The 14,887-nt window shown below is 71.0% G+C and carries 15 protein-coding genes; 7 read left to right on the top strand and 8 right to left on the bottom strand.

From position 1 onward, the window contains the following. Positions 1-8: 8 nt before the first annotated feature. Positions 9-983 carry a Bug family tripartite tricarboxylate transporter substrate binding protein gene (locus AAID08_RS19855; protein ID WP_049072952.1) on the bottom strand — a complete coding sequence of 325 codons (975 nt, stop codon included), beginning with the start codon at positions 981-983 and terminating at the stop codon, positions 9-11. A 202-nt stretch (positions 984-1,185) separates the two neighbouring features. Here AAID08_RS19855 and AAID08_RS19860 point away from each other — a divergent pair, with 202 nt between their 5' ends. From AAID08_RS19860 to AAID08_RS19885, 6 genes are all read left to right on the top strand, one after another. Then, a complete protein-coding gene (locus AAID08_RS19860; protein WP_054503296.1) occupies positions 1,186-1,707 on the top strand; it encodes a MarR family winged helix-turn-helix transcriptional regulator in 522 nt (173 codons plus the stop codon). Between the two features lie 71 nt (positions 1,708-1,778). After that, on the top strand, positions 1,779-3,632 hold the full coding sequence (locus AAID08_RS19865; protein WP_054503078.1) for an ABC transporter ATP-binding protein: 1,854 nt from the start codon (positions 1,779-1,781) through the stop codon (positions 3,630-3,632). A gap of 150 nt (positions 3,633-3,782) precedes the next feature. Further along, a complete protein-coding gene (locus AAID08_RS19870; protein WP_081273428.1) occupies positions 3,783-4,811 on the top strand; it encodes a 2-keto-3-deoxygluconate permease in 1,029 nt (342 codons plus the stop codon). Next, positions 4,808-6,028 carry a D-threonate kinase gene (dtnK, locus tag AAID08_RS19875; protein WP_054503080.1) on the top strand — a complete coding sequence of 407 codons (1,221 nt, stop codon included), beginning with the start codon at positions 4,808-4,810 and terminating at the stop codon, positions 6,026-6,028. Before AAID08_RS19870 ends, dtnK begins: the two co-directional genes overlap by 4 nt. Next, entirely contained in the window at positions 6,025-7,077 is a 1,053-nt protein-coding gene (pdxA, locus tag AAID08_RS19880) for a 4-hydroxythreonine-4-phosphate dehydrogenase PdxA (RefSeq protein ID WP_054503081.1), read from the top strand. Before dtnK ends, pdxA begins: the two co-directional genes overlap by 4 nt. Before the next feature lie 4 nt (positions 7,078-7,081). Further along, positions 7,082-7,990, top strand: coding sequence for a GntR family transcriptional regulator (locus AAID08_RS19885; RefSeq protein ID WP_049072947.1), 909 nt, complete (start codon positions 7,082-7,084; stop codon positions 7,988-7,990). A 71-nt stretch (positions 7,991-8,061) separates the two neighbouring features. On the opposite strand, the gene AAID08_RS19890 is transcribed toward AAID08_RS19885, so the two are convergent. The 6 genes from AAID08_RS19890 to AAID08_RS19915 form a co-directional block, all read right to left on the bottom strand. Next, positions 8,062-8,796, bottom strand: a complete 735-nt coding sequence (locus AAID08_RS19890; protein ID WP_269873098.1) for a CoA-transferase subunit beta — start codon at positions 8,794-8,796, stop codon at positions 8,062-8,064. After that, complete coding sequence (locus AAID08_RS19895) at positions 8,789-9,619, bottom strand: CoA transferase subunit A (RefSeq protein WP_054503083.1); 831 nt, start codon at positions 9,617-9,619, stop codon at positions 8,789-8,791. Before AAID08_RS19895 ends, AAID08_RS19890 begins: the two co-directional genes overlap by 8 nt. Before the next feature lie 47 nt (positions 9,620-9,666). Then, positions 9,667-10,389, bottom strand: coding sequence for an enoyl-CoA hydratase/isomerase family protein (locus AAID08_RS19900; protein WP_175166621.1), 723 nt, complete (start codon positions 10,387-10,389; stop codon positions 9,667-9,669). After that, positions 10,386-11,549, bottom strand: a complete 1,164-nt coding sequence (locus tag AAID08_RS19905; protein ID WP_054503085.1) for a CaiB/BaiF CoA-transferase family protein — start codon at positions 11,547-11,549, stop codon at positions 10,386-10,388. The genes AAID08_RS19900 and AAID08_RS19905 overlap by 4 nt, the downstream gene beginning before the upstream one ends. Positions 11,550-11,782: 233 nt before the next feature. Further along, positions 11,783-12,547: an IclR family transcriptional regulator gene (locus tag AAID08_RS19910; RefSeq protein ID WP_054503086.1), complete on the bottom strand. Its 765-nt coding sequence runs from the start codon at positions 12,545-12,547 to the stop codon at positions 11,783-11,785. A gap of 63 nt (positions 12,548-12,610) precedes the next feature. Beyond that, complete coding sequence (locus AAID08_RS19915) at positions 12,611-13,237, bottom strand: cysteine dioxygenase (RefSeq protein WP_395756821.1); 627 nt, start codon at positions 13,235-13,237, stop codon at positions 12,611-12,613. A 183-nt stretch (positions 13,238-13,420) separates the two neighbouring features. Between AAID08_RS19915 and AAID08_RS19920 the strand changes: the two genes are divergently transcribed. Further along, complete coding sequence (locus AAID08_RS19920) at positions 13,421-14,206, top strand: NAD-dependent deacylase (RefSeq protein WP_064524233.1); 786 nt, start codon at positions 13,421-13,423, stop codon at positions 14,204-14,206. A 36-nt stretch (positions 14,207-14,242) separates the two neighbouring features. Here AAID08_RS19920 and AAID08_RS19925 read toward each other — a convergent pair whose 3' ends face one another. Next, positions 14,243-14,881 carry a hypothetical protein gene (locus AAID08_RS19925; protein ID WP_162876627.1) on the bottom strand — a complete coding sequence of 213 codons (639 nt, stop codon included), beginning with the start codon at positions 14,879-14,881 and terminating at the stop codon, positions 14,243-14,245. Positions 14,882-14,887 lie beyond the last annotated feature (6 nt).

Here is a 14,887-nt window from a genome sequence, read left to right on the forward strand (position 1 = left end):
TCGCCCGCCTATTGCGTGGCCGTGAAGCCGGACGCCTTCACCGCCGGTTCCCATTGGGCCCGGTAGGCGTCCAGCTCGCGCCCGGTGGCGGCGGCATCCGCCGTCACCGGCTCCAGATACGACTCGCGCACCGCCTGCTGCATGGCCGGCTCGCGCATCACCGCGGCGATGTCCTCGCCCAGCCGGGCGGCCTTGGCCGGCGCCATCGCCGACGAGGCGAAGAACGCGTTCCAGCCGTCGGCCGCCAGGTCCACGCCGGCCTCGCGGAAGGTTGGCACGTCCGCCAGCAGCGGGTCGCGCGCCTCGCCCGACGTCGCCAGGATGCGGATCTTGCCGGCGCGGTGCTGCGGCAGCAGCGTGTCCAGCGTATCGACCGCCTGCGGCAGCACGCCGCCGATCAGTTCGGAGATCAGCGGCGCCGAGCCGCGATACCCCACCACCTCGGGTTCCTGGCCGATCTGGCGGCCCAGCATCAGCGCGAAGAAATGCGGCAGGCTGCCGGTGGCCGGCACGCCCACGGAGAACTGGCGCGGGTTGTCGCGCAGCCATTGGCGCAGCCCCGCCACGTCGCGGATGGGCGAATTGGCCGCCACCGCCAAGGCGAACTTGTAGCGGCTGACCAGCGACACTGGCTGGAAATCGCGGCGGGCGTCGTAGCCGGGTTCGGCGTAGACCAGCGGCGCCACCACCATGACGGCGGGATTGGCCAGCATCAGCACGTTCTGCCGCGCGGCCAGCGCATGCAGGCCCTGGGCCGCGATGCGGCCGCCTGCGCCGGTCTTATTTTCGACCACCACGGTCACGCCCAGCCGGTCCTTCAGGCGGTCGGCCACCAGCCGCGCGATGCGGTCGGAACTGCCACCCGGCGGATAGCCCACCACGATGGTCAGGGCGCCGTCCAGCGGCGCCTGCTGGGCACAGGCGGGCGCGGCCGAAGCCGCCGCGAGCGCCGCGAACGCGGCGCAGGATATCCAATTACGCACGGTAGTCTCCCTGGTGACAACGGCCCGCTGTCGGTTATGTTTGCGCATGCCGGGCCTGGGCCTGGATAGGCGAGACGACTGTAGCGCCGTGAAGATTGCTTGATCTAATCCAGTACTTGTCATAACGATATGAACTGCCAATACTCGCCATAACGATATGCGCCACGCCATGGACGCGGCGCGCCGTTGGCAGGAGACGACAATGCCCCCGCAAGATCCCGTCGAACACCCCCTGGCCGGAATGCTGATGTACCAGCTATACCAGGCCTGGGCGCAGTCCAACCCCGTCTTCGTGCGGCTGTGCGAAGGCCGCTTCGGCATCACCCGGCGCGAATGGCGCCTGCTGGCCTGCGCGGTCGAGGGCGGCATCATGACCTCGGCCGAACTGGCCGCGGCCGCCAGGCTCGACCTGGCGCGCACCTCGCGCACTCTTGGTTCCCTGTGCGAGAAAGGCTGGCTGCGGCGCCTGCCCGACAGCGCCGACCGGCGCGTGGTGCGCGTCGAGGCCACCGCCGAAGGCCTGGACCGCTACCGCGCCCTGCTGCCGGAGGTCGTGCGCCTGAACGACCTGCTGGTGCAGGACCTGGATGCCGCCGAGGTCGCCCTGCTGCGCGACCTGCTGACCCGCATCGCCGGGCGCGGCCAGCGCATGGCGCAGGACAACCTCATCACCGACAAGGCCAGCCGGCGCGAGGGCGGAACGCGGCGCGCGCAATACGGATGACGGCGCGCAGCCCCTTTATTTTTAAGGGGTTACCCTGATACGCTTGGGCGGCCTCCTTCTACGGACCTGCCATGCCCGGCGCAAAATCGAATCCCGTCTTCCGCTACTTCGAAAACCTGATCGACCCGTTCCGCGACGCCCCCGACATCACCCCGCCGGGACGCGTGCTGCGCTTCTACGCCTATTACCTGTGGCAGGTCTGGCCGATCTTCGCCATCCTGCTGCTGGTCGGCCTGGGCGGCGCATTGGTGGAAGTGGCGCTGTTCAGTTTCCTGGCCGACCTGGTCGACATGGCGCAGCACACCCCGCCGGCGGACTTCTTCCGCGAGCACGCCTACACGCTGGTGTGGATGGCGTTCGTGGTGATGGTGCTGCGGCCGCTGTCGATCGCGCTGCACGACCTGCTGTCGCACCAGACCATCTCGCCCAGCCTGACCACGCTGGTGCGCTGGCAGAACCACCGCTACGTGCTGAACCAGGGGCTGGCGTTCTTCCACAACGACTTCGCCGGCCGCGTCGCCAACCGCGTGCTGCAGACCGGCAATTCGCTGCGCGATTCGGCGGTGCAGTCGGTGGATGCGCTGTGGCACGTCATCCTGTACGCGGCCAGCGCGCTGTACCTGTTCGCCGAGGCCGACTGGCGCCTGGTGATTCCGCTGGTGCTGTGGATCGCCATCTACTGCGGCATGCTGGCGTACTTCGTGCCGCGCATGCAATCGCGCGCCGTCATCGCCTCGGAAGCGCGCTCCCGGTTGATGGGCCGCATTGTCGACGGCTACACCAACATCTCCACGCTCAAGCTGTTCGCCCACGCCCGCCGCGAGGAAGACTACGCGCGCCAGGCCATGACCGAACAGACCGAAAAGCAGCGCCTGTCGACCCGCGTCATCACCGCCATGGACGTGTCCATCAACACGCTCAACGGCATCCTGATCGCCAGCACCGCCGGCCTGGCGCTGTGGCTGTGGAGCATCGGCAGCATCAGCCTGGGCGCGATCACGCTGGCGCTGGGGCTGGTGATCCGCATCAACAACATGTCCGCCTGGATCATGTGGGAAGTGAACGGCATCTCGGAAAACGTCGGCATCGTGCAGGACGGCCTGGCCACGATCTCGCAACCGCGCCAGGTCGTGGATCGCCCCGACGCGGTGCCCTTGCGCATCACGCAAGGCGAGGTGCGCTTCGAGGACATGTCGTTCCACTACGGCAGCGGCCGCCAGATCATCCCGCACCTGGACCTGACCGTGCATGCGGGCGAAAAGATCGGCCTGATCGGCCCGTCGGGCGCCGGCAAGTCGACCCTGGTCAACGTGCTGCTGCGGCTGTATGACGTGGAAGGCGGCCGCATCCTGATCGACGGCCAGGACATCGCCGGCGTCACCCAGGAAAGCCTGCGCTCGCAGATCGGCGTGGTCACCCAGGACACCTCGCTGCTGCACCGCTCGATCCGCGACAACCTGCTGTACGGCCGGCCCGACGCCAGCGAGGCGCAACTGCGCGACGCCATCGACCGCGCCCGCGCCGCCGAATTCATCGACGCGCTGGTCGACGGCGACGGCCGCCGCGGCCTGGACGCCCACGTCGGCGAGCGCGGCGTCAAGCTGTCGGGCGGCCAGCGCCAGCGCATCGCCATCGCCCGCGTGCTGCTCAAGGACGCGCCCATCCTGATCCTGGACGAAGCCACCTCGGCGCTCGATTCCGAGGTCGAGGCCGCGATCCAGGAAAGCCTGGAGGCGCTGATGCGGGGCAAGACCGTCATCGCCATCGCGCACCGCCTGTCCACCATCGCCCGCATGGACCGGCTGGTGGTGCTGGACGGCGGCCGCATCGTCGAATCCGGCACCCACGCCAGCCTGATCGCCCAGGGCGGGCTGTACGCCCGGCTCTGGAGCCACCAGACGGGCGGCTTTGTCGGGCTGGATTGAGCGGGTCCGCAGTCGTCGCGCTCGCGCCACACGGGAAGATCCTGTACGTACATGCTGTACGTACAGGTGTACACTGGCGGCTTTCAACCCCCTGACAGACGCACGCATGAACGTCTGCGCCGCGAGAAAATCCCCCTGGAGACTCCGATTGTGACGACCGCAACCCCCCGTTCGCCCTTCTTTGGCACGATGCAGAAAATCCCCGGCGGCCTGATGCTGATCCCGCTGATCCTGGGGTCGCTGATTGGCACCTTCGCGCCCGACGCGCTGGCCATCGGCGGCTTCACCACCGCCCTGTTCAAGAACAGCGCGCTGCCGCTGATCGCGCTGCTGATCTTCGCCACCGGCACCCAGGTCAACACCCGCACCGGCGGCCCGATCCTGGCCACCGCCGGCACCATCCTGCTGATGAAGACGCTGGTCCCCGCCACCCTCATCATCATCCTGGGCAGCTACGTCGGCCTGGACGGCGTGCTGGGCGTGTCGATCCTGGCCATGCTGGCCGCCTTCGACAACAGCAACGGCGGCCTGTGGCTGGCCTACACCGGCCAGTACGGCGACGCCCGCGACCGTGGCGCCTACGTCGCCAGCGCGGTCAACGACGGCCCCTTCTTCAGCCTGCTGTTCCTAGGCGCCTCGGGCCTGGCCGACATCCCCATGATCGCCCTGGTGGCGGCGCTGGTGCCGTTCCTGCTGGGCGTGGTGGTCGGCAACCTCGATCCCAAGTGGCGCGACGTGCTCAAGCCCGTGCCCAACATCGTCATCCCCTTCTTCGCCTTTGCGCTGGGCACCGGCATCAACCTGGGCGCGGTCGTCAGCGGCGGCGTCAGCGGCCTGATCCTGGGCCTGATCATCAGCCCGATCACCGGCGGCCTGGTCTACCTGGGCTATCGCCTGATCCTGCGCCGCGGCGGCAAGAGCGGCCTGGGCTTCGCGGCGGGTACCACCGCCGGCAACGCCATCGCCACGCCCGCCGTGGTCGCGGCCGCCGATCCCAACTTCCAGCAGTACGTCTCGACCGCCACCGCGCAGGTCGCCGCGTGTGTGTTGATCAGTTCGATCCTGGCCCCGGTGCTGGCTTCGTACTTCCTCAAGCGCGCCGGTGAACTCAAGTCCGAGGACGCCGCCGACGACGCGGCGGCGGGCGGCTACCGCGAGGCGCGCGGGGAGGCCCTTTGAACCCCGCCATCGCCATCGTCGCCGACGACCTGACCGGCTCCGGCGACACCGCCGTGCAGTTCGTTCGGGCCGGCTGGACCACCCGCCTGTCGATCGACGGCGCGCACGAGGCGCTGGCCGCGCCGGCCGCCGACGACGTCGACGTGCTGGCGGTCACCACCCACAGCCGCGCCCTGCCCGCCGCGCAGGCGGGCGCGGTGATCCGGCGCAACGTCGAGCGGCTGCGCGCCGCCGGCGTCGCGCGCCTGTACAAGAAAGTGGACTCGACGCTGCGCGGCGCCTTCAAGGCCGAGATCGACGCGGCGCGCGAGGCCTGGGGCGCGGATGCCATCGCGGTGGTGTGCCCGGCCTTCCCGGCCACCGGCCGCACCGTGGAAGACGGCATGCTCATGGTGAACGGCCAGCCCGTCACCGCCACCTCGGCCGCCACCGATCCGGTCACGCCCGTGACCGAAAGCCATATCCCGACCCTGCTGGGCTGCGCCCACGTCGCGGCCAAGGCGGGTGAATCGCCCGAATCGCTGGCCGCGCGCATCGCGCAGGCCGGCGCCACCGTGGTGGTGGATGCCCGCAACGACGCCGACCTGGAACGGCTGGCCCGCGCCATCGGCATTCTGGGGCCGCGCGCCCTGCCGGTGGGCGCCGGCGGCCTGGCGGTGCCGCTGGCCCGCGTCTGGGCCGGCGCCGACCAGACCGCCCCGGTGGTCGTGGTGGTGACCTCGCAACACAGCGCCGCCCGCGCGCAGGCCGCCGCGCTGCAAGCCGCCGGCGCGCGCACCTGGGCGCCTTCGCTGGCGGACCTGGCCGATGACGCGGCCTGGCGCAAGTGGTGCGAGCCGCTGCTGCGCGCCCACGCGCAGGCCGGCGCCGACGCCGCCGGCACGCTGCTGTTGCTGGCCCCGGCCGGCCAGCGCGAAGGACTCGATTCCGACACCGTGGCGCAGCGCCTGGGTGCGCTGGCCGCGCAGGCCATCGGCGCCTCGCGCGCCGCCGGCGTGGTCGCCACCGGCGGCGACGGCGCGCGCCAGGTGCTGCTGGCGCTGGGCGCCGGCGGCATCGCCCTGGTGGATGAAGTGATCGGCGGCGTGCCCCTGGGCACGCTGACCGGCGGCACGGCCGACGGCCTGCCCGTGGTGACCAAGGCCGGCGGCTTTGGCGCCGAAGACGTACTGGTTCGCGCCGTGCGCGCGATCCGCGACAGGAGATTCAAGCGATGACACAAACCCCCGCTCCCAAGCTGCCGCTCTTGGCCGTCACCCTCGGCGACGTGGCCGGCATCGGGCCGGAAATCACGGCCAAGATGCTGATGGGCCATGACGAACTGCGCCAGAAGGCGCGCCTGGTCGTGGTTGGCGACGTCGACGTGATGGCCAACGCCGTGCGCGGCCTGGGCGGCGATCCCGCCATCGTGCGCCGCGTCGAGCGTCCGGCCGACGCCACCAACGCCCCCGGCATCATCGAAGTGTTGCAGGCCGGCCCCTCGCTGGGCCACGTCAAGCTGGGCGAGATCAGCGCCGACGCCGGCGACGGCTCGGTGCGCTTCGTCACCACCGCCTGCGCCCTGGCGCGCGCCGGCGAGGTCGACGGCATCGTCACCGCGCCGTTGAACAAGGCCGCCATGCACGCCGCCGGCCACAAGTGGCCCGGCCACACCGAACTGCTGGCGCACGAATTCGGCGTCAAGACCTTCTCGCTGGTGCTGTCCGCCGGCGATCTCTACATCTTCCACGCCACCACCCACGTGTCGCTGCGCCAGGCCATCGAGGACCTGACGCCGGCGCGCATGCGCGCGGTGCTGCGCCTGGCCGGCTCGTTCGCCAAGGCCCTGGGCCGCGGCGACCGTCCGGTGGCGGTGTCGGGCCTGAACCCGCACGCCGGCGAGAACGGCATCTTCGGCACCGAAGACGCCGACATCCTGGCGCCCGCCGTGGCCGAGGCCAACGCCGCCGGCATCCTGGCGGCCGGCCCGATCCCGGCCGACGCGCTGTTCCCGCAAGCCGTGCGCGGCAAGTGGCAGTTCGTGATCGCCTGTTACCACGACCAGGGCCACGCCCCCTTCAAGGCCGTCTATGGCGATGACGGCGTTAACATCACCGTCGGCCTGCCGGTGGTGCGCGTGTCGGTCGATCACGGCACCGCGTTCGACATCGCGGGCCAGGGCATCGCCCGCGAAGACAGTCTGATCCTGGCCGCCGAGCGCGCCGCGCATCTGGCCCCGGGCTGGACGCATGTATGGGAAACTGCGCGGGCTCAAACAGGAGGTTGATTCCATGGCGCCCGCCAACGCTGAAGACTTGCCCGCGCTGGACCGTTCCGGCGACGTGCCGCTGCACGCCCAGGTGGCGGCCCTGCTGCGCGGCTACATCCGCACCCGCAAGCTCGGCGCCGGCGCCCTGCTGCCCAGCGAGGCGGCGCTGTGCGAGCACTTCGGCGTGGCCCGCAGCGTGGTGCGGCAGGCCCTCTCGGCCCTGGCCGCCGAAGGCCTGATCCAGCGCGAGGCCGGACGCCCGGCGGTGGTGGCCGCGCCGCGCGAACACCGCCGCCTGGTGCAACGCTCCACCGGCCTGTACGAGCAGTTCGCGCAATCCGGCGTGACGCTCAAGACCCGCGTGCTCGATCTCGCGCCCAGCGAGCCGCCCAAGGCCGTGGCCGAGTTCTTCGGCACCCAGGACCTGCTCTTGCTGGAGCGGCTGCGCCACGTCGCCGATGCGCCGCTGGCCTACGTGCGCACCTGGCTGCCCGCCGCCGCCGTGCCCGGGCTGCGCGCCGAGGAACTCACCGACGCTTCGCTGCACGGCGTGCTGACGCGGCGCTTCGGCCTGCATCCCGGCGCGGGACGCAACCAGATCCGCGCAGTGGCGGCGGATGCCGCCCTGGCCGGCCTGCTGCAAGTGCCGGCGGGCACGCCGCTGCTGATGCTGGAAGGCCAGGGCATGGACCAGCATGGCCGGCCGCTGGAGTGGTTCAGCACCTGGCATCGCGCCGAACAACTGGTGTTCGACGTCGACGTCAGCGTCGGCCACGAAAGCGTGCAGCCGCGCCTGCGCGGCGCGTCGGGCACCGCCGCGGCCGCCGTCGAACCGGCTGTCGCCGGCCACGATCCTTTGGCGCGCGCCCAGGCGCTGGTGGCCGAGCTTTCCGCCGAACTGGCGCGCCTGCGCGCCGGCAACCACGACTGAGCCCACGCGGCGCGCATCCGGCCGGCGCCGGGCCTGAACGCCCTTTCCAACGGGCGGGAGCCGCACGGGCCCTAGCGCAGCGTCACCGCCGCGTCACGCTCGAACTCCCCATCGGGATCCAGCTCGCGCAAGGCGCGCCGCTCGGCCTCGGTCGGCGGCGGCGTCGGCCCGGCGCCCTCGGCATCGAAATCGAAACCGGTGCGCTCGCGCACTTCCGCCAGGCTGGACTCGGGATGCCAGGATTGCAGCGCCAGCCGGCCGTCGCGCTTGACGAACACGGCGATCGGCGTCGCCACGCCGGCAAAGCCGCCGCCCGCCGTCACGAAATCCAGCTCCCGCACGAACACCCGGCGCGAATGCTCGGTGCGCCAGGTGCAGGTGCGCCGCGCCGTGGGCATCATCACCGCCCCGCCGCCGCCGCCCGGCAGCCGCACCTTGGGCGCATGCCAGTCACCGATGCAGGAATTGTTGGCGCGGCCGGCGCCGTCTATCTGCGCCGCGCCCAGGAACGCCAGGTCCATACGGCCGCGCGTGCACAGGTCGTAGAAGTCCTCGTTGGCGAAGATCGAGGCGCTGTGCTCGGCCAGCACCGGATCGGAGCTGGACAACGGGATGTGCGACGGACGCGGGTCGACCCCGCCCGCCACGTTGATATAAATGTAGTCCCAGTCGTAGGCGCGCTTGGCCAGCAGGCAGGCCAGCATGGGCGGGGTCGAATTGACGCCGCTGAAGGTGATCTCGTCGGGCCGGATGAAGCGCGCCAGATTGGTGACGATGTACGAGAACCCCGACCATTGCTCAGCCATTCGCCGCTCCCGCTTCCGGCGCGGCGGCCAGGTGGGCCGCCAGGTCGCCGTTCCTGTCCATATAGGCCTCGACCGCCGGATAGTCGATGGCATAGTCCGGCCAGCACGAACCCGGCCAGGCCGAGCGTGGCAGCACCGTATAGGCCTGCACCATGAAATACGGCACCAGCGTGGCCTCGGGCTGCGCCTCGAACACGGCGCTGTCCACCCGTTTCTCGGCCACCACCAGCACGCTGCCGGCGGCGCGCGACATGATGCGGTCCCAGTGCGCCGTGCCATGCACCCGCACATTGCCGCGCGCGTCCACTTCCGAGGCCTGGATCACCGCGAAGTCGGGCCGCACCGCCGGGATCACCCAGGTGCGCTCGCCGCTGCCGTAGGGATCCTCCAGGCACTTCCAGCCGTTCAGGGTCGGCAGGGCGCTGCCGTGCAGGCCGCCGCAGGGCTGGAACGGCACGCCGTAGGCGGCGGCTCGCAGGCCCGCCGTCAGGCTGTTGCAGGCATGTTCCTCCAGCTCGACCTCGCCGCGCTCGATGGCCTTGCGATACCACGGCGCCAGGCCGAAATTGCCTTCCATCGCCACGATGCCGGCGCGCACGCGCCGCAGCGCGCCCGCGCGGCACAGAATGTCCACGTCGTAGCCCGGCGACTGCTTGACCAGCTCCAGATCGCGCCGCCCCTGGCGGATCAGTTCGCGCACGAAGGCGAACGGCCCCCGGTGCAGAAAGCTGCCTCCCAGCGCGATCGACGCGCCGTCCGGCACCAGCGCCGCCAGCTCGGCCAGCGAACACTGCTTGTGCGTTTGATTGAATCCCGAACCCATGCTGCCTCCTTCGCTTTCTTATCGTCGCGCCGGCCGGGCCGGCGGCGTCAGCGCGCCTGCAGGTACGCCGCCACCCGCGCCTTCAGGCCCGGCTCGGCGGCCGAGCGCACCAGCCGCGCCAGGTCGGTATCGGGCTGCTCCGCGGACAGGGCCGCATACAACTGCGCCCGGGCCGCGCCGGTCAATGCGCCGGCGGCCTCTCCGGCCTGGCGCTCGATCTCGGGCCACGATTCCTGCGCCGTCACGTGGCTGACGAAGCCGTCGCGGTAGGCCTCGGCCGCGCCGAACGTGCTGGCCTGTTCCAGGATGGCGCGGGCGCGCTCGGCGCCGACCAGCGCGGCGAAGCGGCGCGTGCCCAGCACCAGCCCGAACTTCAGGCCAGGCATGCGAAAGCTCGCGTCCGGCGCGCTGACGCGCCACTTGCAGGCGCCGAACAGATCGACGCCGGCGCCGAAGTTGCGGCCATGCGCCAGCCCCACCGTCAGGCAGGGCGAGGCCGCCACGCGTTGCAGCAGGGTCTCGATGCGCACGAAGCGCAGCAGCAGGTCGCCCTCGCTCTGCGCCTCCAGCTCGCCGAAATCGAAGCCGGCGCTGAAGTTGCGGCCCGCGCCCCGCAGCACGATGACCTGTGCGCCCTGCGCCGGCGCCGCGTCCACCGCCGCGATCAGCGCCTCGACCAGCTCGGCCGACAGCGCGTTCATCTTGTCCGGGCGCGCCAGCGTCAGCACCTGCGCGGCGCCGCGCCGCTCGACCTGCAGCGCCGCGCTCATGCGCGCCGCCCCTTGTCGCGCAGCGGTCCCAGCACCTCGTCGTTGTGCTGGCCCAGCGCGGGCGGCGGGCGCCGCAGCGCGGTGGTCTGGCCGTCGAAGCGCACCGGCAGGCCAAAGGTTCGCGTCGCCACGCCATTCGGCAGTTCAAGGGCCTGCACCCAGCCCATGTGCTCGACCTGCGGGTCCGCCAGCACTTCGGAATAGGTGTTGATGGGCGCGCACGGCACGCCGGCCGCGCGGAACCGCGCCAGCCAGGTGGGCGCGTCGTCGGCCGCGAAGATCGCTTCCAGGATCTCGCGCAGCGCGTCCTGGTTGCGGGCACGCGCGCTGGTGTCGGTAAAGCGCGGATCGGCCAGCAGGTCCTCGCGGCCCACCGTCACGCACACGCCCTTCCACAGCGCGTTGTTGCCGGCCGCCATGCCGAAATAGCCGCCCTTGCAGCGAAACGCCTGATACGGCGCGTTGCGCGGGTGGGCCGAGCCCAGCTTGACCGGATCGCGCCCGCTGCCGAAGAACTCCGAAGTCTGCAGCGCCGCGATGCCAAGCGTGGCGCCGAGCATCGGCACGTCGATATGCGTGCCCTGGCCGCTGGCCTGGGCGGCGCGCAGCGCCGAGGCGATGGCGAAGGCGCCGTAGAGACCGGCAGAGAAATCCGCCACCGGCACGCCGCACTTGACCGGCCCGCCGCCGGCCTCGCCGGTGACGCTCATCAGGCCGCTCATGGCCTGGATGGTGAGATCGAAGCCGCCTTCCTGGGCGCGCGGGCCGGTTTGGCCATAGGCCGAGATCGAGCAGTACACCAGGCGCGGATTGACCTCGCGCAACGCCGCGTAGCCCAGGCCCAGCCGGTCCATCACGCCGGGCCGATTGTTCTCGATCAGCACGTCGACGCTGGCAGCCAGTTCGCGCGCCAGGGCCAGGTCTGCCGGATCCTTCAGGTTCAGCGTGACCGAGCGCTTGTTGCGATTGAGCGAGGCGAAGTTCTCGCTGTAGCCCTGGCTCAGCGGCGGCCAACTGCGCAGCGTATCGCCGCCCTCCGGATTTTCCAGCTTGATCACGTCCGCGCCCATGTCCGCCAGCAGCATGCCGCAGAACGGCCCCGCGGCGACGTTGCAGATCTCGAGCACGGTGATGCCGGCCAATGCCGAACCGGATGTCATGGTCGACCTCTCGTTATGCCAATTCAGTATTTGGAATGAAGAAAAGAATCCAAGGCCGCGCGCGATACCGTGGCATCGTGTCGCCTGCCTGCGTTCTTTCCGGATGCGAAAACGCGGCGCCAGGCCGCGGGCCAGCATAGCACCGCGAAGAATCCGCGGTAAACCATTAATTGAAAATTGAATCCTACTATTTAGGATTCATGAGGACGCACGGCATGCGCGGGAGGCCCCCGTCATTGCCCAAGAAACCCGCGCCGATACCCCATGCCCTGGGACAGCGCCTGGGCGCACGCCGCCACGTCCGGGGCCAACTGCTTCATGCGGGCCGCGCTCAGGCGGTCGAGGGGACCGGAGATGCCGATCGCCGCCACCGGCTGGTCCAGGCTGTTGAACAGCGCCACGGCCAGGCCGCCCACGCCCTCGCGCCATTCGCCGCGATTGACCGCATAACCGGTGCGCGCCACCTTGCGCAGTTCTTCCTTGAGCAACGGCATCGAAACCAGCGTGGCCGGCGTATGGCGCGCCAGCCGGTCGGCGTAGCGCTCGACGTAGCCTTCGGCCTGATAGGCCAGCAGCGCCTTGCCGGTGGCCACCGCGTAGGCCGGCGCGCGGCCGCCCACCATGGAATAGGCGCGGATCGGTTGCGGGCTGTCGATCTTGTCGACGTAGACCACGTCGAAGCCGTCCAGCACCGACAGGTGCACGGTCTCGCCGGTCTGGTCGGCCAGCGTGCGCATGAACGGCGCGGCCAGCCGACGCAGGTCGAGCTGCCCGAGCTGGCGCGCCGCCAGCTCGAACAGGCGCACCGCGCCGCGATAGCCGCCGCCGTCCTCGTCGCGCACGACGTAGCCGGCGTGGATCAATGTTTGCAGGGTACGGTGGGTATTGCTGCGCGTCAGCCCGACCCGGGCGGCCAGCGCATCGATGGTGCGGGGCGGATTATCCACGTCCGTGACCGCCTCCAGCACCATCAACCCCTTGAGCAGTGTCTTGTCCATTTTTTTGGTTTTCCCAATATTTAGGACGCGACCATAGCACGGGCCATGCCCGGCGAACAGGCCTCAGCGGCCCGCGGCGGGCAAGGCCGCGCGCACCGCCGCCGAACGGTCCCACAGATTGGGCACGCTGGGCGCCGAATAGCCCGACACGAACGGCTTGGCCTGGCCCGTGGCCGGGTCGTAGACATGGCGCGACACCGCGCCGATATTGCCGCCGTACAGGTGCACGCTGATCGAGACCTTGTCATCGAAGGCGTTCGAAACGCGGTGGATGTCGCCCTCCTGTGGCGACAGGCGTTCGACGTCGCCCGGATGCAGGGTCTCCGGCTCGCCACGCGCCGCCAGCCGGCCGTCGGCGCCGCGCGTATAGCGCTGGTTCACCTCCGCCCCGCGCAGCATGCCGACGTAGCCCCAGACCTCATGATCGTGCACCGGCGTCTGCTGACCCGGCCCCCACACGAAGCTGACGATCGAGAAGCGTTCGAGCGGATCGCAGTGCAGCAGGTACTGCTGGTAGTACTGGGGATGCGGCGCGGTACAGGCCTCGGGCAGCCAGTCGTCATGCGCGATCAGCGCGGCGAACGCGGCCTGCAGTTCGGGCGACTGCGCCAGCCCGTCGGGCGTGGCCAGGCGGGTCGCGGTGGCAATGAAATGGCGCAGCCGGTCCAGGCCGGCGGTGGCTTCGGGCATAGCATCTCTCCGGATCGGGCGCGGCCCGCTCGGGCCATGCCATTGAACATCCCAATTTGGCTATCCAGTATCCATCATCTGGGACGCGCGCCGCAATGTCCCGCCCGCGCGCTATCCCGCGCTTGACAGCCCGGGGGCCACGCGTGCAGCGTATCGAACCCGCCCCTTCACCGCATTCCCCGCATGGCAACCGAGATTCCCACCATTGCGCCCGCGCTCGCCGACCGGCTGGCGCGCGCCCGGCGCGTGACCGTCTTCACCGGCGCCGGCGTGTCCGCCGAAAGCGGCATCGCCACCTTCCGCGACCCGCTCACCGGCTTGTGGGCGCGCTTCGACGCCCGCGCCCTGGCCACGCCGGAGGCCTTCGCGGCCCAGCCGGACCTGGTCTGGGGCTGGTATGAATGGCGCCGCGCACAGGTCGCGCGCGCCGAGCCGAACGCGGCCCACCGCGCCATCGCGGCGCTGGCGCGACGCATCCCCGCGCTGACCCTGGTCACCCAGAACGTCGACAACCTGCATGAGCGCGCCGGCAGCGACGCCGTGATCCATCTGCACGGCAGCCTGCACGCGCCGCGCTGCAGCGCGTGCGGACACGCCGCCCGCATCGCCCCGCGCGCCCTGGACGACGGCCTCGACACGTCCGCCGAAGAGCGCGCGATCACGCCGCCCGCCTGCGTCGAATGCGGCGCGCCGATACGGCCGGGCGTGGTCTGGTTCGGCGAAAGCCTGCCGGCCGGCGCCTGGCGCGCGGCGCAGCAGGCGTGCGACGATTGCGACCTGTTCTTCAGCATCGGCACATCGGCGCTGGTGTATCCGGCGGCGGAGCTGCCGTTGCGCGCCGCGCGGGCCGGCGCGACCGTGGTGCAGGTCAACCCGGCGCCCACGCCGCTCGACGCGCACGCCGACTTCAACCTGCGCGGCGCGGCCGCCGACGTCATGCCGCGATTGCTGGCCGCGGCCGGCTTCTGAACCCGGCCGGCAATACCGCGATGCGCTGCCGCCGCGTCACCACTTGCAGCCGCCGTCACGCACCGTGTCGGCCAGCAGGAACGGCAATGCCAGCAATCCAAGACCCGCATGCGCGTCGCGGCAAGGCGGCCGCGCGCTTTGCGCGATACCCTTGGCCAGCGCCGAGGGTTCGGCGCGCGTCCTGGGCGCCAGGTCCACCCTCGCCTCGCCACGCGCGCGCGGCAGGCCTTGCGCCGCGGCATCCTCACCGCGCCAGCGAAAGTCGCGTGGTGTATTGGCCGTAGGCGTCCTGGCGGGCGTGGCCTGACGCGACGCGGATGGCTTCGCCAGCCTGGAAGAGGACGGCGTGGACGACCGCGGCAATGCGGACGAAGACGGCTCGACGGCCTCGGAGGATAGGGGCGAAGACGGCGCGACCGATGGCGCCACGGTGAACGTCGCCGATGACGCGGAGGGCTGCGGCCCGGCCCGCGGCGGCAACAGCGTCACGTAGAAATCGTTCTGGCGGATCGCCGCCGGCGCCGGCGGCGTCTCGCGCTCGCTGGCGGCCCGCCACAACAGGCCGGCCACCAGCACATGAAAGGCGCACGAAAGGCCCGCGGCCCACCCTGCCAGCGCGCGGCCGCGCGGCACGGCCGGCGCGGTCCGCAAGGCGCCCGCTCCAACAGAAAACATCACGGC

It is taken from the genome of Achromobacter sp. EB05 (assembly GCF_044232075.1).
Classification (GTDB): Bacteria; Pseudomonadota; Gammaproteobacteria; order Burkholderiales; family Burkholderiaceae_B; genus Achromobacter; species Achromobacter dolens.